A 19,807-nucleotide genomic window follows, 5' to 3' on the forward strand; every position below is an offset into this window, starting at 1 on the left:
GGCATGAGGGGGAGAGCAGTGAATTCGCGCACCGCAATCGTGCGAGCCGTTTCCGCATTGGCAATCGCCGCTGCGCTCCTCATTGCCTGCGCGGAGCGCCCCCCGGAGAAACCGGCCGCTCCGACGTTTGCCGGCGCGACGGTTGAGGAATGGCGGGATCGTCTCTCCGGGCCGGACGCGGCAGTGGCCGCCGAGAAACTTCGAACGCCGGATGCCGTTCCGGTTCTTGTTGCCGCGGGATTGAGAGCCGATCCAGAGGTCGCCATGGAGACCGAGCGCATTATTCTCGCACTCGGCGAGCCCGCGGCGCAGCCTCTTGCAAAGGAAGCGGCTTCCACCGATCACAATCGATCGGCCCGTGCCATCTATCTTCTCAGTCGAATGGGAGACTCGGCATGTGGGGCTGTTCCGCAACTTGTTGAGTTGATTCGCCGCGGACATCAACAGAGCAAGAAGCCTATCGCCGTCAACCCAGAGCCCGCCTTGACCGACATCGGCCCGTGCGCTGCGCCGGATCTGGTCCCATTGCTCGCTGATGAGGAACTTCGCGAATCGGCCATCGACGTGCTCGAGCATTACGGCGTTCAGGCCGTTCCCGCGCTTCTCGCGATCGGGGAATTCGCCGACGAGGAACATCGCGATGTTGTTCGTGGCCTCGAATCGTCTCTCAGGATGGAGTTGCGACTGCCCGATCTTCGGACAGCCGCTGCGATCCGTGTTGAGGGCATCGATCCGGAGCACGATGTTCTTCGAGGGATCGTGGAGGATGAGGACGACCTGGAGTTGTTGGGGATTGAGGACATGCCGGCAACATCGGCTGTCACGCGATTGCGGAATCACCTGGCCTCCAGCGATCCGGTTCGGCGACGCCTCGCGGCCCGCACGCTTGCGAAGTTCGGTCCCCTTGCCCAGCCGGCGCTTCCAGAACTGGAATCCTTGTTGGATACCGACGATATGCACCTGCGGTGGGCTGTCATCTCTGCACTGGGAGAGATCGGCGAGCCGGCGGCGGACACCGCTCCACGCCTCGCCGAGCTTTACGATCAATCGACCAACATCGAAAGCCGACGCCGCACGGCATGGGCGCTGGGGCGGATCGGTTGGGCATCCCGCGATGCAGTGGGGGATCTGGGCGAAACCGCATTGGACACCAGTGCCAGTACACCGCTCCGCATTGACACAATCTTCGCCCTCGCACGCATCGATCCCGGCGGACAGCAGGATCTCCTGGCCAGCCTGCTTTCAGATACGCGCTGGCCCATCCGCCGAACCGCCGCGGAGGCGCTCGTTATCACCGGTCCCATCGCGATCGGCACATTGCAGCATTCCCTCGAGTCGGACGACCCACGGACTCGCCGGATGGCGGCCATTGGGCTGCTGAAGCTCGGAACGAAATACCCGTTTGCGCAGGACGTGCTCGCTCAGTCGGCGCCGGACGACGATGAGTTCGTCGCCTGGGCGCAGAGCATCGCTCTTCAGACAGACTGAGCAGTCAGGTTGATTGGAAACTGATTCGCGGGACGGCTCTCAGGCTCCGTCGCCTTGCGAAGCCGGTGCCGGCTGTCCCGTGGCGCGCTCGACCACGCTCAGCAGGTCGGGGATCTTAAACGGTTTGGTCAAATACTCGAAGGCGCCTTCCCGCATGACCTCCAGGTACTGATCCAACTCGCCGAAGGCGGTGATCATGACCACCTGCAGACTCGGGCGCAGAGTTCGCACTTCCTTCAGGACTTGAATGCCGTCCTTCTCGGGCATGCGAATATCGGAAAGCAGGAGATCGAAGTCGGCGGCCTCGCGCAGGATGTCCACGGCTTCCTGGCCATGCGCGGCGGTCGTCACATCGTACCCCTCGCGCGTCAGAACCTTGCGGAGGAGCGAGCGCATCTCCCGATCATCTTCAGCGATCAGCAGTTTGACGTTCCCAGACATTGTACCGACTCCCTGGCCGAAGCCTCTCCCGCCGCCTCCGGTCCGGACGCGTGCGGGGTTGAGAAGAGTTCCCGGCGGAACGGCCTTCGAGGGATGTCCTCGGGGCCGCCACTCTCAAACTACAGCGTCTCTTCGACAACCTTTTCGAAGTGCGGCATCAACTTGGCCGCTTCCTCTTCCGTACAGCGATACTTCTCGCCGTCCTGGAAGTGAATCGTCGTGTGGCTGCCGATGTCTCCTTCATACACCTCGATGCGGGTCACCGCGTTGAGGTTGATAATCTGCGATGAAGAGATTCGAACGAAATTCATCAGTGCTCATCCCTCTTGGCGCGTCGCGCCGGTCAGACTCATTCCGATCTGAACCTAGCGCATAAGCTGTCCAGTGTCTACGGGTTTCGGCCTCTATTAGCACCCAGGAAAAGCGCCCCGTCGCAACGGATGCAACGAAATTCGGGGACGCTGATTCTGGAGCGCTTCAATTCTTGGAATCAGGGCTGGGGAGCTTCTTCCGCCAGGAAGACCATACGGCAGTCTTCATTCCCGGCCAGCGCCCCCGTGGGAAGCGGGCACTCCGAAAGGTGCTTCAGCGTCCAGCGCCTCAGGGCCTCGACCGTCGCCTGGCGGACATCCCACATCGCCCGGTGGTAGGCGCACACGGGGCCGGCCAGTTCATCCCCGATCGACTTGCAGTACGCGCCGATCAACAATCCCTGACAGGCCTCCACAACCATCAGCAGGTTGATCTTCTCCGGCGGCACCGCCAGCGTCATCCCGCCCTGCGGGCCACGCTGCGAGGTCAGGATGCCGGCCTTGACAAGCTGCCCCATCGTCTTTCCCAGGTACGATGGCGAACAGCCCATCTTCTCCGCGATCTCGTGGGGCGTGATCGGCCCCTGTTGGCCGTGCAAGGCCAGGAACACCAGCGCCTTGATGGCGATTTCGGATGTCCGAGTGATCATCTCTTAAGAACTCCCTCTCCATTGTAATCCGCAATTTGAGATATTGGATATCCTGTTTTGCCGTTTGTCAAGAGCCACTATATGCCATTTGCGGAAAGTCGTTTGTACTTCGGAATCCCTTCGACCAAAGAAGAAGCCCCGGGATCGCTCCCGGGGCTCTGCAGATGAATGGTTCTTGTGGTTAGACTTAGAAGTCTTCCCGGTCCATCCAGTCCTTGGACTGGGCATCGAACTTCTCGCCCGTCACGCCGCGGCTGGCGTCGCTTGCCAAATACACGAAGACGTTCGTGATATCCGCCGGAGCAGGCAACGTGTTCGGGTCCTCACCCGGCTTGGCCGCGGCACGCATCTGCGTCCGGGTCGCTCCGGGATTCACGCTGTTCACGCGAATGCGATGGGGCTTCATTTCATCGGCCAGAACCTCGGTCAGGCCCTCGACGGCGAACTTGGAGACGGCATACGCACCCCAGTTCGCCCGTCCTTTGCGCCCGACGCCGGAGGATAGGTTGATGATCGAGCCGGATTCCTGCGGCACCATCTTGCCCAGGGTCTGCTTTGTCACCCAGAACGTGCCGTTCAGATTGATGTCGATAACCTCGGCCCAATCGGCATCCGGGTATTCCATGATCGTTTCGCGAGGGCCCAGCACGCCGGCGTTGTTGATCAGCACATCGATCTTGCCGTAGGTGCGGTGGACGGAATCGACGAGCTTGGTCGCCGCATCCTGGTCCGCCAAGTCGACTTTCACGGCTAGGCAATGCGCGCCCAGGGATTCGACCTCGGCAGCCACGGCCTTCAGGTCGGTCTTGTTGCGGGCGCAGATCGCCAGGCGGGCGCCTTCCGCGGCACAGGCGTGAGCCAGCGCGCGACCGATGCCTCGACTGGCGCCCGTAATCAGGACCACCTTGCCGTCCAGCCGGTTCTTCGGCTCCGCCGCCCGGCTCTTGCTCTCTCCCGTCGTTTCGTTGCTCATGCTCTCATAACTCCTTGGGATTCAGGCTCTTATTCAGCCCTTCGCGGCGGCCAAGGCGGCCTCGTAGTTCGGATGTTCGGTCACTTCGCCAACGTATTCCACGTGCTTCAAGGTGCCATCGGCGGCAACCACAAAGACCGCGCGCGAGTTCACGCCCAGTTCCTTGATCTTCAGGCCGTAGCGCGCACCAAAGTCGTGGTGCATGTAGTCGGACAGCATGACGAGATTCTCGACGCCAGCGGCGCCGCACCAGCGCGCCTGGGCGGGCGGCAGGTCACAGGAGACCGTGATAATCACCACGTCGTCGCCCAGCTTCGAGGCTTCGTCGTTGAAACGGCGCGTCTGCATGTCGCAAACGCCGGTGTCGATCGATGGAATGGACGAAATAATGGCAGTCTTGCCGGCAGCCAGAGCGCTCAGGCTGACGTCCTCCGCCAGGCTCTTGCGTGCGGTGAAATCCGGTGCTTTCTCGCCCAACTTCACCTCTGTGCCCTCGAGGTGCAGCGGATTTCCTTTGAAATTGACAGTATCAGGCATGTTTCAAACTCCAGGAGTAGAAGATTCCTCCCCGGCGGTGAGCGAAGAAAACCGCCCCGGCCAGGTTTCAGTCAGTCCGTGCTTGGAACATGCCAAACTAAAGGCGTGCCAATTTCGTCTTAAATGGCACGATAACGTCAAGTCGATCAAGCTGCACGAGCCTCGAATAACCAAAGATCGAGCGTACCTCAATTCACGAAGCAGTTTCCGATTGCCCCGAGAGATGAACCGGTGAAAAACCGACCAGTGAGGAGACTGCTATGAGGAAGAGCGCACTTCATGTTGCCCGGTGCCTGTCTGCCGCGATCCTGGCTGTCTGCACATTGGCCTCCGTATCTTCATCTCAGGATCCCCCGCAGGCAGCTCGATCTCCACTGATGGCCAGAATCCAAGCCCAGATTGACGAGCTTGATGGCGAATCGACACAGGAGAGCCTCGAAAATCTCTCCGATGTGAACATGTTCTTCTGGCCGGGAGCCGGTGTGGACATGGGGGGCATTTCACCTACCCAGTACATTCCAGTTCCCTCCGACGAAAACGATTGGACCTTAGCGACCATCTACAGCAACCGACGGTTCTGCAAGCTCCTCCATGAAATGGCGGAACTGCCCAAATCCGAGGCGGCCGCCGCGATCAACGCCGAATTGGAGACCGCGCTCCAGTCATACCGCGAACTGGAGCGGCGGGAGATAGAAGGCATTCAGCGCTCTTATGTGGAGAATCCGGATCGTGAGCCACTGCCGATCGGCTTTGTGATCGAGCAGCACGAGGGCGAAGATCCACCCATCCTCGGGTATCGATACAAGATTCTATCGTTGGTTCTCTTGGCGGGAAGTCTGGAACTGGACGAATGCCTGCCATCAATCGAAGTGATCGTCCAAGAGGCGAAACGGCAGCGGGACGGACTCTACGAGTCCTCTTTACCGCCGATTGTCCGATACCAGTTTCTGAAAGCGGGAAGTCTCTACAGCCGGGAGATTCTGGCGACGGGCGTCTTGCGCTCGACTTGCAGTTCCGCCGAATTCGGGAAGCTGCTCGAGGCATCCGGACTTGCATTATGCGCCACGGAATTGCCGCCCTACAATGCGGCGCTCACCCGTTTCGATCTGCCAGTAAGATCGGGACCTTTGTCTGCCGACTTCACCGGAGGCAGCAAAGGAATCGCCTGCGCGTCGGCCATGGATGATGATCAGTTTGAGGCGTTGTTGAAGTTTGGAATGACATCGCCCTGAGAAGCAGACACTACTCGGGCGCCGTCGCGTCCCATTCGGCCAGAAGCGCCTTGTGATCCTCGATCGCGGCCAGAAACTCGTCGAGATCGTGCAGTTGAACGAGGCGATTCTTCAGCGCCTTGGCCTCGTGGAAGCCGCGCAGGTACTGCACGGCGTGCTTGCGGAACTCGACCAGGCCATGGAGACCTTTGCGCTCAACCATGATCGTAGCGTGGCGGGCGACGATGTCGAGGCGCTCGTAAGCCGTTGGAGGTGGAGGAGCGGGCTTGCCGGAGAGCCGCGCGCAGACCTGGCCGAAGAGCCATGGATTGCCCATTCCGCCTCGGCCGATCATCACGCCATCCACGCCGGTTTCGCGGATCATCCGCTCCGCATCGTCGGCCGTCTTGACGTCGCCGTTGCCGATTACTGGCAGTGAAACGCGCCTCTTTAGTTCGCTCAGGATTGACCAATCGGCCTTGCCCTTGAACATCTGCGTGCGGGTCCGGGCATGGACGCAGATTGCATCCAGACCTTCTTCCTCCGCCATGTGCGCGACTGCGAAGGCCTCCTCGCCGTACTTGTCGAACCCGGCCCGGAACTTGACTGTGAACGGCACCGTCAGCGCCGCCCGCATGGCGCGGAAGATCTCCCGCACGAGCTCAGGCTGGCGCATCAAGGCAGACCCTCCGTTGCTGCTGACCACCTTCTTGGCCGGGCAGCCCATGTTCAGGTCCACGATCGTGGCGCCGCGCTCCTGCACCAGGCGAGCCGTCTCGGCCAGGTTCTCCGGGTCCGAGCCGAAGATCTGCACGCAGATCGGCGCCTCGGCCGGTTCGAAATCGAGCAGCTTCCAGCACTTCCAATCCCCGCCGCGGGTCATCGCCTCGCTGCTGATCATCTGCGTGAAGACCAGAGGGCAACCCTGCTCGCGGCTCAGTTGGCGCCAGGCGTGATCGCTGATCCCGCACATCGGCGCGGGCAGTACCGGCGGGTGGAATTCCAGATCGCGGATGCGAAGTGGCGGAACCAGAAGGTCGTTCGTCGTCATGCGGGCCCTGCTTTCCAGTCTTTCGGACAGAGCGCGTCCGATTTGCGCGGCAGTCTCCATACCGCCCCCCGCCAATGCAAGCGCAAGCGGCGAGACAAAAGAGCGGCGGGGAGCCCATTGGCCCCCCGCCGAGTTTGATTGCCGTCATGGATCGCCTGGGAGCGCCGGCCTCCTGGCCGGCAAGCCCCGTCGGCAATGATCAGGGCCGGCCACCCATGGTCAGGGCCATGATGGCCTTCTGGACGTGCAGGCGGTTTTCGGCCTCGTCGTAGACGACCGAGCGCGGGCCATCGATGACCTCGTCGGTCACTTCGCGGCCGCGGTCAGCGGGAAGCGGGTGCATGTAGACGCCGTCCTTGTCACACAGGTCCATGTGCTTCTTCTCGCAGCGCCAGCTCGGGTACTTCTCGATCAGCTTCAGGCCTTCGGCCTTGTCGGTCGTGGTCAGCAGCGGGCCCCAGCTCTTCGGGATGACGACGTGGGCATCCTGGAAGGCGGCGTCGAAATCGTCGGTGACTTCGAACTTGGCGCCGGACACCTTCGCGTTTTCCTCGGCCTGCTTCATGACTTCCGGCATCAGCTTGAACTCGGGCGGAATCGCCAGGGTCACGTCCATGCCGAAGCGCGGCATCATCAGGATCAACGACTGCGGGACGCTGATGGGGCGCACGTAGTTGGGGGCGCTGGTCCAGGCGACGCCGATCTTCAGGCCCTTCGTGTTGCGGCCGAACTTCTCGCGGATCGTCATGTAGTCCGCCATGATCTGGCAGGGGTGGTACTGGTCGCACTGCATGTTGATGACCGGCACCGTGGAGTACTTGGCCATATCATTGACGTACTGGTTGCCTTCCATCCAGTCGCACTGGCGGATCGCGATACCGTCACCATAGCGGCTCAGGATTGTGCCCGTGTCCTTGGCGTTTTCGCCGTGGCTGATCTGGGTCTTGCTGGGATCCAGGAAAATGCCGTGGCCGCCGAGCTGCGTAATGCCCGTCTCAAAGGAGTTACGGGTGCGCGTCGAGGCGAAGAAGAAAAGCATGTAGAGCGTCTTGTACGACAGGTACGGGGTGGGCTCGCCGAGGGCGAATTTGCGCTTCAGGTCCACTGCCACGTCGAGAGCCGTGTTCAGTTCGTCGACCGTCCAGTCCTGCGTGCAAATGAAGTCTTTTCCGCGAAGTTGTGTCTGCATCGTGTACCATCTGTCCTTGCTGGAGTATGCCATGCCCGGCGGTGAGGAGCCGCGATTGGGGCAAAACCGGCTATGATGCGGAATCCCGGCGTCGGTTCAAGCCCTTTTTGTTCCGGGGTCCAAAGCAGCGACGCGGCGGAGGCTCCGATTGGAGCACTTCACCGCGTCGCGTGCGTTGTTCTTCTTGCCGGAGAAGATCAGTGAATCGTCAGCAGCAGGTCTGTATCCGAAACAGCACGGCCGACCGTCGCTCCATTATCTGCAGCGGTCAGGCCGCCGTTTCCGCCTCCGTAGTAGGTGGAGAAAACGCTGAGGCCGGAATGGTGGTCGGAGACGCCCTGAAGAATCACCGGGACCGTTTCGTCGGACCCGGCGCTGGCATCGGCAATGCCCAGCATCTCATCCGCCGACTCGCCGCCGGGGATGAAGAGCCTCAAGAACCCGTGGTTTCCGGATGCAACATCCCGATAGGTCAGTAGCAACCATCCATCCATAACCATCGGAAGAGCGGTTATGTGGTAAAGGTCGCCGGAGTTGAAGTCCTGGTTCGAATCCCACGTGATGGTGGTTCCACTCACTGTGCCAGCGATGCAACTTCCCGCCGTGCCTTCGAAACGATACGCGGCGGCGATTTGAGTTGGGGACCAACTGGCGAGGGATATCTGGGATGATGTCGTCAGATTGAAGTACGACTTCGCACCCCAGGAAATCGTTGTCCCGGAAACCGTTCCCACTTTTGAAGCTCCGTAGGAGGATGCCGTCGTATCTCTGTAGGCGGCTACGACCTTGTCCGTATCGATGAACACCAGGGCCGTATCGTTAATCGTACTGCTCTCGAGAGTCGATTCGGTTCCCCATGAAATTGATCCCCCCGATACAGTACCGATTCGACCGTGCCCTTGTCCAGTCGTTGTGGAGAAGTAGATTGTCATGAACCGCGACGTATCCAACGGCACAGCCTTGATGTCATCGGTTCGATCGCCTCGAATCGCGTATTCGGCTCCCCAGGAGACCGACGTCCCAGATACCGAGCCGACGCACGCGCGCCCAACTGTCGAGGGATTGAGCTCTCGGTACGCCAAAACGATGGTCGAACTCGTCAGAACGGCAACGTTGTTGGTATCTTCCATCGTCGCATTGAATGTATCTTCCGAACCCCAACTGAACGTTGTCCCACTGATCGTGCCGACGATGAAGTTGCCAATTCCACCGGCGCTTCCATCCTGATAGGCGATAACGATCTTGTCTTCTGCCAGCACGCCGATCGAATTGTATCCGGTAGTCCCGGCATTGAAGACGTTCGGGGTTCCCCAGGAAATCTCGGTCCCTGAAATCTCTCCAATGAATGCTGTCCCATAGCTCGAATTGGAATTGTCCGTGTACGCGACAACGAACCTTGAATCCGTCAATTTCGCAGCGGTTACGTAAGTGGTCGCCCCAGCATTGAACTCGTAGACGGGACTTGGTTCTACGGCATTGAACGGTTTGACTTTTTCATTTATCATGGCCACGACATCACCCGCCGTGACTGATTCGCCCGTCGCGACCACGAAGTCGCGAATGATTTTTGTGACGCTGCCCGCTTCGGTCGAGTAGTCCGCTGTGGCGGCTGTATCGGCCGATGCGGCCTGAACGGCAAACCCCACGGAGGTGATGCGCTTGCGCGGCACCAGGTCCTCGCCGCCGACGTTGACGTTCAACCACACACTGTCGTTCTCGAAAATCGATGCCGGAACGAGGTTTGCCGGATCGTCGCCAATCAGCGTTGCATAAATGCCGTCCGAATCCGGCGTCACGGCATCCGTATCGCTGAACGAGCTTCCGAGCTGGTTGCCGTCAACGTCAGCATCCCAGAATGTGAAGGTCACATTCACCGTCGAAGTAATCGGATCGCCTGTCGTGGCGTCTGCAAGACGGCCCTGGTAGTTCAAGAGGCCGGGCGCCGCGAAGGCAATCTGAGCGCCGAGCAGGAGGACAACAAGTGCTCCACTCAGCGACTTTGAAAGATTCCATTTCATGTTCAAATCTCCCGCTCCATAGCTGGAAGTCAGAGGGTTCAGGGTGTCCGCCCGCAAATTACTCCTGATCCAGGATTCTCCAATCGTTTACGGCGGATGGCCCCGCCGCCGCAGTTGGCTGGACGACGCCCGAATGATCCACGAAGTTCGCACTCGCGGACGTTCCCATCACGCAGGATTGTCCAACGGCCGAATCTGCCTCTTCGTAGTTCAATGAGAGTGCGGCTCCTCCTCCCGTCGTGACATCATCGACTGCGACAGAGTAGTTGGAACTGGCTCGCATTGCCGCCAGGACCGCGCTGGCCAGCAGCAAGGCAGCAAAGACAGCAATCAGCCGGGTTCTTCGGCCACTCGTAGGTACAGAAAAACCCATCCCCTTTGCAGAGAACATAAGACCTCACCTCCTTGCCCAGCATGCATTTATGCTTATACTGGGAAGATGTTTGGCGCGATTAGTTCTATGGCGCCACTTTTCTCAGGGATCACCGAGGATGTCAATCGAAGGCGTTCAGTATAACGAACAGGGCATAAGGCGATTCTGGAATGTCTGCCCAATGACGAAAACCTTGCCCTCCATGGTTCGGATGCTCAAGATGCCATCAAAACATACAGCACACATCGGCCGGTTGGGGAAGCCGCCGAGAGGAGGATGGATGATGGGTTCGACTCGTAGAGGATTCCTGTTTGGGGCTGCGTTGATCCTAGCACTGGCGGCGGTCATGCCGGCATCGGCGCAGTACGCGACGCTGGTTCGCCAACAGTCGCTGGATTCCGAAAACGGCACCACGATGCCGATCAACGATTCCTGGTGGGGGCAACACCATCACGGCAAAATGAGCTACGCGCCGAATGGCACCGTCGGCATCGTGCAGAAGAACGTCTGGACCGGCACCAAGGTCGAGGTCCTGATGCACGAGATTGACGTTTGGGGCAATTGGGTGATGACCCCCGTGAAGCAGTTCAGCACGTCCTCGGTCGACTACCCAATGCTGGCCTACGATAACGCGAATTACCCGCACGTTTTCGTGGAGCAGGGGAGTACCTGGTACCAGATGTGGCGAATCAACGGGGTTTGGTCGGAGCAGGAACTGGATTTCGACCTGACGCCGATCTATGGAGGCCCGCCCGATCGGTTCGGCAGTCTCATGGCAGCCATCCATGGGCTCGACGGCAAGGTCCACGTCTTCTTCACGGCACGCCAGACGAGCAGTTCGCCGTACGAACTGTTCCAGGCGAGCGCATGGGACTCTTACTCCTGGGAGATTCGGAACTTGGGAGATTACCGCTCGGCGCTGACCAATGGCGAGTTCACGCTCGATACGGTTTTCACGATTATCGTGAATCACAACGGCGAACCGGTGCTTGCGTTTTCGAGCAGCGAACCTTGGGGCGATCCGAATAACCTCCCCAGGGAGCGTTTGAACTGGGCTGTCTTCAACGGGTCCTCCTGGTACTCCGAAGTCGTCGAGCAAGGCCCGAACGTCGACAACAAGCCGGCGTGGGATGGCTGCATCGCCGTCGACAGCAATAACACGCCACACGTCCTCGGAACTTACACCACGCATGCAACGACAGGCTCGATGCAATCGATGCGGCTCGTCTACTATCGCCGAACGGGAACGAACTCGTGGGCGAAGGAGACCATCGTCACGCACTCCGACAACTATAATGGCGGCGACGGAACGGACTACTCCGGGATGTACCCCGATATCTGGATCGACGGCACCAATCGCCCGCACGTCGTCTTTGCGGACCTCAGCTCGTGGCACTGGCACTGCATCGAGGACATGCCGGAGATCAATTGCAACGATACCGAGCCGGGCCAGTTGCGCTATGCCTATCGGGACGATGGCGGAACGTGGCGGATCACGAAGCTCTTCAGCCAGGACGGCCAGTCCGTCAGCTCTAATCCCCTGAACATGTTCAAGGGACACACTGTTGCCGTCTCTCCAAGCGGAAAAACCGTTCACGCCTTCGGAATGGAGCACATCCATCACAGCAACACATACCCTTACGATCAGGACGCCCCGCGGGATTTCCAACTGATTTACTTCCAGGCGGAAACGGCGCTCGGATCGGATGAGTTCAAGCCTCAAAAGGCAGAGTCGATTCGCGATGCGATCCTTGGCATCATTCCTTGCACAACGACTTACGATCTGAACAGCGACAGCGCCGTGGACACCGGCGACATGACTAATGTGTTGATGTGACCAGAGGTGCCTAGTCTGTTTGAACGTGGCGCAGCAGGAGCTTCCGTCCGAACACGGCGACCACAACAAGTACGACAAGGAAGGCGAGCGCCAGAAGGTCCGTTCGGGCGAGTCGATAGATTAATGCCAGGGCTGCAGCCGTGCCGGCGATCGCACCAAAGCCCGTGAAGACACGCCGGCCGGCGCGCTCGTGAAACGCGAGACCGCAAACGACCGCGAATGTGAACAGGAACGCCAGACTGGCGGCTTCCACCAACGTGGTCAGTGATCCGAGGGCTGCCAGTACGGCCGCAAGAATGCCGAGACTGAGAACGGCGCGATCCGGAATCCCGTTGCTGTTGCGGTGTTCAAAGATCGCGGGTAACTCGCCATCCTCGGCGACCTTGTGGGTCAACCTCGCCGTCGCAAACAATGTCGAGTTGATCGCCGACCCCGTGGAGAACGCGGCTCCAATTGTGACAAGGATCAAGCCCGCCGTACCGAATGCCGCCTTGCCTGCGATTGAAAGCGCAACCTCTTCGTGTTCCACCACCTGATCGGCACCGATCAGCATCGTGACGCCGAGGGCGACTAATACGTAGACCGCAATGACGACGATGATCCCAGACAAAACCGCCCGCGGCAGCGTCTTCTTTGGCGAATCGATATCCTCGTAGTCGTAGGTCAGAAGTTGGAAGCCCTCGTATGCCATGAAGACGGACGCTGCGCCGAAGAGCGCGCTTCCCAATCCTGAATCCGGCACACCGCGCGATAACATCGGCGGATCCCACTGGGCGATTCCCCATCCGGCGAGTCCGACCAGTACTGCGAGTTTGAACCAGACAAGGAAGACTTCCACGCCGCCCGCTTCGCCAACGCCGCGCAGATTCAAACCGATGAAGACCGCCATGATTCCCACGGCCGCAGCGCGTGCGAACCATTGTTCCAGACCAAACACGTGTCCGAGATATTGTCCGAACGTGAAGGCATAAACGGCGTTGGTGAGAACGTAACCAATGATCAACACCCACGACAGGCTGCCGGCAAAGCCCTTGGCGTTGATCTCTCGCAGGAACGTGAACGCACCGCCGCCCTCGCCGTACTTGGCGGCCAGTCGTTCGTAGCTGTATCCGGCTACCAACGCGACGAGGCCCGCCGCGATGAAGCTCAACCAAGTCCACGAACCGGCAATTGCAATGACAACGCCCAGCGTAGAGAATATCCCGCCTCCGACCATGCCACCAACGGCCATGGACCATGTCTGGTTGAATGTCAGCTTGGCCTTCGAATGAGGCATAATGGGTCCCTCTGGTTGTCTCACGAAGGGAGCATGCAAGCATCGTGCGAAGTCGGAATGCCACTCTCTCCAAAGGAAAACCCGGGAAGGAGAGAGTCTCCTTCCCGGGTCGGTGTGACAGATTGTCGGTTCGCTGCGATTACGGCGCCATGTCGCCGGCGTCGATCACTGTGTCGTCGTTCATGTCGTAGATTGTCAGATCGTCGATGATCTGCGTCAGGCCAACAATCACCGAAATGACGTTTGCCTTTGCAGTCGCGGCGTCACCGAGCGTGTGGAACACCTCGTTTGTCTCGATAGTCTTCTCCGTATCGAAGACGATCTTAGCAACGTTCGTGATGCGCACGGACAAGTCGTCGGCCAGGCCGGACTTCGGAGAGATGCGGAACGTGATGTGACCTTCGCCGCGACCCGTCTCGTCGTTCGGAGGCAGGAAGCCCGCCAGAACATCCATCGGCAGTTCACCCGTCTCGGGGTCCAGCGTATGGAATGCGAACGACGCACGACCCGTCGCCGGATCGACGCTGCCTTCGATGTCCACCCACCACATTGTGGAGTCGTCCGCGCGGTAATCGGTGATGATTGCGCGTTCGTTCATCGAATGCCCATCGCCCGAGGGTGCAACAGTCTGATCGCCCCAGGCGACTTCGCTGATCTGGAACGTCGACCAGTCGAGATTCGGATCCAGATCGTCCGTGACGAACACTTCCTGCGCCGGCGCCGTGGCATCGCTGACGTTTTCGAAGTAAATCGTGTACGTCAACTCCTGGTCCGGCGAGACGATATTGTGTCCGCCCCAACCATCGGTACCAACCTTCTCGTTCGGATCGCGCGGACGGAAGATCCCGATGAAGGCGCCATTGTACGGCGTCGGCGTCGGCACCGGAGTCGGGCGCGGGGTCGGCGGGCACTTGGGCGGACACTTCGGTCCGCAACACCCATCTGGAACGGCCGGGATCGAGCGCTGGCCCTTCTTCAGGAAGGACAGAAGATCCTTCTCGGTACGTTTCGCCGATGTCGTTTCCTCGACGGGGACAAGCGGAACTGCGACCGGCGCATACCAGGACACGGCGTCGCCGCTGCGAGCGCAGTAGAGAAGCTGATCGCCTTCGGTCTGCGGATCGTCATCTCCATCCTGAGCCCAGACAACCTCATAGCCGTAGTAAATGCGCGCGATCGTGGGTGGCTCGCAATGATGGGCGTAGCTGATTCGCGACATCGATTGCCATGTCGAACCGCTCCACCCCATCGCATAGACGTGGGATTCATCGTTCTCCTGATTCAGGAAGACAAGTTCGATCCATGAGCTGCCCCAGGAGCAAAGCGAAGGCGCTGTATGAACTCCGGAAGGCGCGGGCGAGATGAGCGCGGGCGTTTCCCAGGTTCCGCTGACACGGCGCACATAGGTCAGCTTTGTCTGCTCTGTCGCATTGAGAACATCCAGGATTGGCGAGTTCTCATCCAGCCCGGCAGAGGAGGCCTCAGGCCAGACGACGAGCAGGTTGTTGCCGTTGTCGCTGGCAACGACCGGATCGCCAACGAAGTTCACGCCGCTTGAGATCGTTGTCGGGGCACTCCACGCGGCGCCGTCCCACGAAGCGGTTACAATTTCGCCGCCCAGTGCGGTGGCGTAGTCGCCCGTCATCTTTCTCCAGACAGCCACCGTCTCGCCGTCGGGCGTCCGGATGACGCATGGCTTGCCATCGTTGTAGAGATCGGCACTGACATCCGCGAGAACCGTATCGCCCTCGTAAGTGTTGCCGGTTCCAGTGAAGGGATCGATCGTATCTTCGACGATCGTTTCGACCGGGATGTCCTCTCTGTAGTAGCGTGAAATGCGCGTGATCTTCTTGTCGGTTACAATTGTGCGGAAGCCCGGCTCGAAGTCCTTGCCGCCGCATCCCTTGCCCCACGAGCTCGTGATCTGGCGCTTGCCGTGGCCGTACAGGAATACAGCTTCGCCGATCATCTTCACGCAGAAGCCGCCCCAGTTCCAGCCCTTCACGAAGTCGTAGACGATGTTTCCGGAGATGTTGATGGTGGCCTTGCCTCCGACGAGTCCGCCGTTGTCTTTCGTGCCGGCCGCGTAGAAGGCTCCGCCGCCGCCACCGTTGGGCGAGAAAGTAATGTTGCCAAGATTCGGCATCGCACCGGCGTTGCCTTCCCAGATCAAGTTGACTGCGCCCGATCCTCCGAGTTGGACGCTCGGATAGAATGTTCCCACCGGATAGGGAATCGGCCACACGAAGACGGGAATCGGTCGGTCGAGCTCACCCGTCAGTGCAGCAGATCCGCTGAGCTGCGTTTTGCGAATCACGTACCGGCACGGGTTCTTTCGGAGACCATAAGTTCCGCTTCCGCTGATGGTGCCATTGCCGGTCAGAATATCGCCGAAGCCGATATTCATACCGCCGGAGATTGATTGAGTGAACCCGGTGCACGAAGGCGATCCGTTGCACTTATTACCGAAGAAGTTGATCTTGTACGACTTGCCGAAGATCGGCTGCATGACGAATGGAATCGACGTTCCCATGCCGATCGTGAACTCGAAGCAATCCGTGTCGTCGCGCAGAACATCGACGACCTTTGGAGGTATCGGCGATGCGGGCCATGCGCCTGCATTGGCGGGATCCAGTAGCGCGTAGTACATGTCCGTATCGTCGGTCAGAGCATCGTCGCGCTGCAGCCACACCAGCATGGGCACGCCGTTCTTATCGAGAACGACGGCCGGCTGAATATCTTCATGAGTCGCATCCGTCGCGGCGACGGGTTCTGTGAATTCCAACCCATTGTCGCCGATCCGTGCGAGCGACCAGAAGATCGTGCGCTCTTCCGATGCGTTCAGGCCCTCGAAGGCAACGATGTAGCCGAACGTATCAGTGCCGAGCAACTCATCGCCGAACGCGCCGGCAAACTGGGATACGCTTTGGGACATCGGAAATGCCTCGCCCCAGGTCTCGGTCCCGCTGAACGTGCGAGCCATCGTGATGGCGCCGTGCTGCCAGATCAGAATCGGAGAGTCCGTTCCGCGCGAAACAAATACGGGGTTCGTGTCCGGCGGACGTTCCTCTTCGGAATCATCGAGTGGCGGCGCATTCTTGCCCTTCAGCGCCAGGCCGTTCACGTCTTGTTGGTTTGTGATATCGATTTGAGGCGGCTCGTCTTGAACCTTGAGATCCAGTTGGATGCTGTATGTTGCGTCGGCAAGATTCTCGAGCAGGAAGTGTCCTTCCTTATCTGCCGTCGCGACGACCATCGCCTCGACCGATCCAACATCGATGGCCTTGACCAGAGCGCCGGCCAGCGGTGCGCCCGTATCGGCGTCTTCGACCCAGCCCGAGATCGCTGCCACTGGGTAGTAGTCCGTCACGTCGAGCACGTGATGCTCGATCAGTGCATTTACGTCGGAGTTATTCTGCCCGCGCGCGGCAAAGCGATCCGCGATGTAGATCAAACGCGAATAGTAGGTATCCCAGTTCGCACCAAGCGAGGCCTTCACCATCGGCCAGGCGGTATCCCAGGCGGTCGCATCCATCTCGTTCGGTTGCAGGCTGGCCTTCCAGGCCTCCCAATCGATCGTCGACGAATCGATCGGGTGGGCCTGCAGATCGTAGCTCAGGTAATCGCCCACTTCGGGCAGGAAGTAAATGGGCACTCGACCAACGAAACCGGGCGGAAGCGTCCCCACCGGAGCATCCATACGCGCTCCGAGAAGCGGGAGATCGTCTGTGGTGTAAGGGAGATCGCGCGCCAGACGCGTCTTCGTATTGTACGTGTTCTTCAGAATGAAGTACGGCGCACCCATATCGGCATCGCCGGTGTTCTCGTACTCCAGCCACATTACCGACTCGCGATTCGGACGAACCCCGGGATTGGCGATCAGCTTCGCCTCAAGGATGCCGCCGATCCCTTCGGTGATTTCGAATGCGTCGGCCAGCACCTTCTCTTCCATGTCCGGCCAGACCACTGCGAAATTCGCAACGCGCGTCGACAGGCCGTTCAAGTCCATCGGGACAATCATCTTTGAGGACGACAGCGACGAAGGCGTGAATTCCTTGATCGTCGTTCCGGATTGATCCTGCAGTTGCACCACGCAGCCTGACTCGAAGCCGAGTCCGCTGACGGTCTCTGTGATCGTTCCGGCGTTACCGCCTGTTCCGACCGCGAGACTCGAAAGGTATCGATCCGTCGAGAGGCATGCGATTTCGAACGTCGTTGATGTCTCTGTATCGACGTCGCTGTAGTAGACGGAGAAGTAGTACGGTCCGGTCTCGGGATCGGGAATGGGAATCTCAAGGGTCCCATCCTTCGCGGCACCTTCCCAGTCGAACAAAGTGCCGTTCGGGAATCCGCCCATGAGGCCGAGCAACTTCCACTCACCACCGGATTCGTCTGGGGTCATCCGTACCAGCACATTCGTTGCATCGCCGTTCGTGAAATCGAGCCGATAGTCATTCAGCCCGAGATGTTGAATAGAAGCCGCAATCGGCGTATCGAGAAGGATCGGGTCTGCCTCTCGGTTCTCAGTTTCTGTAATTGAGATCGCCCACGGTTCGAAGCCGATTCCATCGCTGACCTCTTCGCCGAGACCGCCCGGATTGCGCGTGGCATGATAGGGGCCACTCGCATCGCCCCACCAGCAAGTCTTCGCATTCACTGGCGTCTGGGGCGTGGAGTTGGTCATGCCCAGCGTGGACACATCGCTGTAGATCTGGTTGAAGCGGAACGTCGGTCGGGCGTTCTCGTAAATCCGCACGCCCCAACTGCCGTAATTGATGATTTTGCTGTACATGACGGAGACGTCGCTGCTTCTTATGTTCAGCGCTCCCCATCCATACTGCCCGCCTCCCTCCAGAATGCAGTTCGTGATCGAACCGCGCGAGCCTGCTTTGTACATCAGGTGCGACCAGGAGCCAGGGTCTGGTTGATCCTGTCGCCGAGAGATGATCACCGGATCGAGAGGCTCGCCCTCGATGATCATTTCTGCACCGGATACTATTTCGATGTTCCCTTGCAGGGAGTATCCCAGCGAGCCGAACCAGATCTCTGCTCCTGGGCCTATGTAGAGGCGGGCTCCGCTCTGCAACTCGCCCCAGCCGCTCAGAAGATAGGGGATCCCGGCATCGTTCCACTCGACTTGACCGTTCAAGTCGCCAATGTCGATATGGATGTAATCGCCTTCATTCCCTTCTGCGACGAGATCACGATACGTCGGATTCATATCCATCGTCGACTGGTAGATCGCGACTCCCGCATTGTTGCGGAGCGTGCAATTCTCAATCCGCGGTGTGATGCCGGCCGTGCGCATCATGATTCCCTGTTGAGAAGAATTCTCAATCGTACAATTCAGCACCTCGACATCGGAGGATTCGATGCGAAGCGTGCCGCTGTTCCACTGGCCACCGTACGTCAGATTGCAGTGATCGAGGATACCAGAAGACCCGGGGTAGTAATACACGTGCGCCCATCCGCCGGGCTGCGGATCATCAGACAGATGAGTGATTGTAATCGGCTTCTCAGCGGTGCCCTGCGCATTCAGCACGCCGCCGCCGTAGACCTCGAAATTCGTTTGCATTGCGGATCCCAAGGCACCACACGCAATCGTCACCCCCGGCTCGATCTTCATCGTATAGCCATTCTGAACACGAACCCAGCCGAAGAAGTTATAAAGGGGGACGGTGCCTTGAATCGTCACGTCCTGCACGACATCCAAGACACTCCCTACGCCACATGCGACGGCATCCGCATCGTTCTCTTCAAACGTCAGGTTCGAGTACACCGGCGACATGTTGAGCGATTCCTGGCGAATCCCCTCGGGACAACGGCGGACCGTTAGCCCATCGAATGTCGGCGCGCATGGGGCATCCTTGATGCGAACGCCGGCTGTGCCGCAGTCTGTGATTTCAACATTCATTATCGTTGGGGAGCCCGTTGCCGTACCGATTTCGATACCGGCATTGCTGCTCTCGCGAATAATCGTGTTGGTGACGGTAACCTGGTCCGATTGGATCGTCAGGGCTCCCGCACCGTATTGCCCGCCGTATAGGAAGCTGCAGTGATCAATCGTCGCCTGCGATCCGGGCTCGAACTTCAGGTACGCCCAGAAACCGGCGGTTGGCGTTGTTGCGGTATCGGCCGTGAAGACGATAGGTGCGCCTTCCGTGCCCTGAGCATCAAGCTTCGCGCCGTCCTTGAAGACGACGTTCGTCTCCAGGCCTGAAGCCATCGGGCCGAAGCGCACCTCTACTCCGGGCTCGATTGTCAGAGTCGCTCCCGACTCGACAGTCAGCCAGCCAGCATACTGGATGGGGCTATCGGCAAGTTTCCAGGTTGTGTCTGTGGTGATTGTTTGGGCCGAAGCGCGGCCACATGGGAGGAGAGCCAGGCCCATAAACAGAAAAACTACCGCGTACAATCGACGCGGCAGAACAATACAACAACTCATCGAATTC

14 protein-coding genes are annotated in these 19,807 nt (G+C 59.5%); 3 read left to right on the top strand and 11 right to left on the bottom strand.

What is annotated here, in order from left to right:
* The first annotated feature begins 18 nt into the window (after positions 1 to 18).
* Positions 19 to 1,488, top strand: coding sequence for a HEAT repeat domain-containing protein (locus KQI84_10750; GenBank protein MCB2155355.1), 1,470 nt, complete (start codon positions 19 to 21; stop codon positions 1,486 to 1,488).
* A gap of 39 nt (positions 1,489 to 1,527) precedes the next feature.
* Here the strand turns inward: KQI84_10750 and KQI84_10755 are convergent, their stop codons facing one another.
* The 5 genes from KQI84_10755 to tpx all read right to left on the bottom strand — a co-directional run bounded on the left by KQI84_10755 (position 1,528) and on the right by tpx (position 4,400).
* A complete protein-coding gene (locus KQI84_10755; GenBank protein ID MCB2155356.1) occupies positions 1,528 to 1,929 on the bottom strand; it encodes a response regulator in 402 nt (133 codons plus the stop codon).
* 119 nt (positions 1,930 to 2,048) lie between these two features.
* Complete coding sequence (locus KQI84_10760; protein MCB2155357.1) at positions 2,049 to 2,240, bottom strand: hypothetical protein; 192 nt, start codon at positions 2,238 to 2,240, stop codon at positions 2,049 to 2,051.
* Between the two features lie 179 nt (positions 2,241 to 2,419).
* On the bottom strand, positions 2,420 to 2,890 hold the full coding sequence (locus KQI84_10765) for an Rrf2 family transcriptional regulator (GenBank protein ID MCB2155358.1): 471 nt from the start codon (positions 2,888 to 2,890) through the stop codon (positions 2,420 to 2,422).
* Positions 2,891 to 3,077: 187 nt separating this feature from the next.
* Positions 3,078 to 3,863, bottom strand: a complete 786-nt coding sequence (locus tag KQI84_10770; protein MCB2155359.1) for an SDR family NAD(P)-dependent oxidoreductase — start codon at positions 3,861 to 3,863, stop codon at positions 3,078 to 3,080.
* A gap of 33 nt (positions 3,864 to 3,896) precedes the next feature.
* A complete protein-coding gene (tpx, locus tag KQI84_10775) occupies positions 3,897 to 4,400 on the bottom strand; it encodes a thiol peroxidase (GenBank protein MCB2155360.1) in 504 nt (167 codons plus the stop codon).
* A gap of 377 nt (positions 4,401 to 4,777) precedes the next feature.
* On the opposite strand from tpx, the gene KQI84_10780 reads away from it, so the two are divergent.
* The gene (locus tag KQI84_10780) at positions 4,778 to 5,632 is read left to right on the top strand and encodes a hypothetical protein (protein ID MCB2155361.1); all 855 of its coding nucleotides are present in this window, start codon (positions 4,778 to 4,780) and stop codon (positions 5,630 to 5,632) included.
* A 10-nt stretch (positions 5,633 to 5,642) separates the two neighbouring features.
* On the opposite strand, the gene dusB is transcribed toward KQI84_10780, so the two are convergent.
* The 4 genes from dusB to KQI84_10800 form a co-directional block, all read right to left on the bottom strand.
* Entirely contained in the window at positions 5,643 to 6,662 is a 1,020-nt protein-coding gene (dusB, locus tag KQI84_10785) for a tRNA dihydrouridine synthase DusB (protein MCB2155362.1), read from the bottom strand.
* Between the two features lie 199 nt (positions 6,663 to 6,861).
* Positions 6,862 to 7,851: an ornithine carbamoyltransferase gene (locus KQI84_10790; protein ID MCB2155363.1), complete on the bottom strand. Its 990-nt coding sequence runs from the start codon at positions 7,849 to 7,851 to the stop codon at positions 6,862 to 6,864.
* A gap of 197 nt (positions 7,852 to 8,048) precedes the next feature.
* Positions 8,049 to 9,869: a hypothetical protein gene (locus KQI84_10795; GenBank protein ID MCB2155364.1), complete on the bottom strand. Its 1,821-nt coding sequence runs from the start codon at positions 9,867 to 9,869 to the stop codon at positions 8,049 to 8,051.
* 58 nt (positions 9,870 to 9,927) lie between these two features.
* Entirely contained in the window at positions 9,928 to 10,260 is a 333-nt protein-coding gene (locus KQI84_10800) for a hypothetical protein (GenBank protein MCB2155365.1), read from the bottom strand.
* A 262-nt stretch (positions 10,261 to 10,522) separates the two neighbouring features.
* Between KQI84_10800 and KQI84_10805 the strand changes: the two genes are divergently transcribed.
* The gene (locus KQI84_10805; protein ID MCB2155366.1) at positions 10,523 to 12,079 is read left to right on the top strand and encodes a hypothetical protein; all 1,557 of its coding nucleotides are present in this window, start codon (positions 10,523 to 10,525) and stop codon (positions 12,077 to 12,079) included.
* Between the two features lie 10 nt (positions 12,080 to 12,089).
* Here the strand turns inward: KQI84_10805 and KQI84_10810 are convergent, their stop codons facing one another.
* Together KQI84_10810 and KQI84_10815 are read right to left on the bottom strand one after the other, a co-directional pair.
* Positions 12,090 to 13,355: an APC family permease gene (locus KQI84_10810; protein ID MCB2155367.1), complete on the bottom strand. Its 1,266-nt coding sequence runs from the start codon at positions 13,353 to 13,355 to the stop codon at positions 12,090 to 12,092.
* Between the two features lie 139 nt (positions 13,356 to 13,494).
* Positions 13,495 to 19,800: a right-handed parallel beta-helix repeat-containing protein gene (locus KQI84_10815; GenBank protein ID MCB2155368.1), complete on the bottom strand. Its 6,306-nt coding sequence runs from the start codon at positions 19,798 to 19,800 to the stop codon at positions 13,495 to 13,497.
* Positions 19,801 to 19,807: the final 7 nt, after the last annotated feature.

The sequence above is a fragment of the bacterium genome (assembly GCA_020444065.1).
Taxonomy (GTDB): Bacteria; Sumerlaeota; Sumerlaeia; order SLMS01; family JAHLLQ01; genus JAHLLQ01.

Bases quoted from the DNA above. Each gene is read 5' to 3' on its own strand.
- KQI84_10755 (MCB2155356.1), bottom strand. From the start codon at position 1,929: ATGTCTGGGAACGTCAAACTGCTGATCGCTGAAGATGATCGGGAGATG.
- KQI84_10770 (MCB2155359.1), bottom strand. From the start codon at position 3,863: ATGAGCAACGAAACGACGGGAGAGAGCAAGAGCCGGGCGGCGGAGCCG.
- tpx (MCB2155360.1), bottom strand. From the start codon at position 4,400: ATGCCTGATACTGTCAATTTCAAAGGAAATCCGCTGCACCTCGAGGGC.
- KQI84_10795 (MCB2155364.1), bottom strand. From the start codon at position 9,869: ATGAAATGGAATCTTTCAAAGTCGCTGAGTGGAGCACTTGTTGTCCTC.
- KQI84_10805 (MCB2155366.1), top strand. From the start codon at position 10,523: ATGATGGGTTCGACTCGTAGAGGATTCCTGTTTGGGGCTGCGTTGATC.
- KQI84_10760 (MCB2155357.1), bottom strand. From the start codon at position 2,240: ATGAATTTCGTTCGAATCTCTTCATCGCAGATTATCAACCTCAACGCG.
- KQI84_10815 (MCB2155368.1), bottom strand. From the start codon at position 19,800: ATGAGTTGTTGTATTGTTCTGCCGCGTCGATTGTACGCGGTAGTTTTT.
- KQI84_10790 (MCB2155363.1), bottom strand. From the start codon at position 7,851: ATGCAGACACAACTTCGCGGAAAAGACTTCATTTGCACGCAGGACTGG.
- KQI84_10810 (MCB2155367.1), bottom strand. From the start codon at position 13,355: ATGCCTCATTCGAAGGCCAAGCTGACATTCAACCAGACATGGTCCATG.
- KQI84_10800 (MCB2155365.1), bottom strand. From the start codon at position 10,260: ATGTTCTCTGCAAAGGGGATGGGTTTTTCTGTACCTACGAGTGGCCGA.
- KQI84_10780 (MCB2155361.1), top strand. From the start codon at position 4,778: ATGGCCAGAATCCAAGCCCAGATTGACGAGCTTGATGGCGAATCGACA.
- KQI84_10765 (MCB2155358.1), bottom strand. From the start codon at position 2,890: ATGATCACTCGGACATCCGAAATCGCCATCAAGGCGCTGGTGTTCCTG.
- dusB (MCB2155362.1), bottom strand. From the start codon at position 6,662: ATGACGACGAACGACCTTCTGGTTCCGCCACTTCGCATCCGCGATCTG.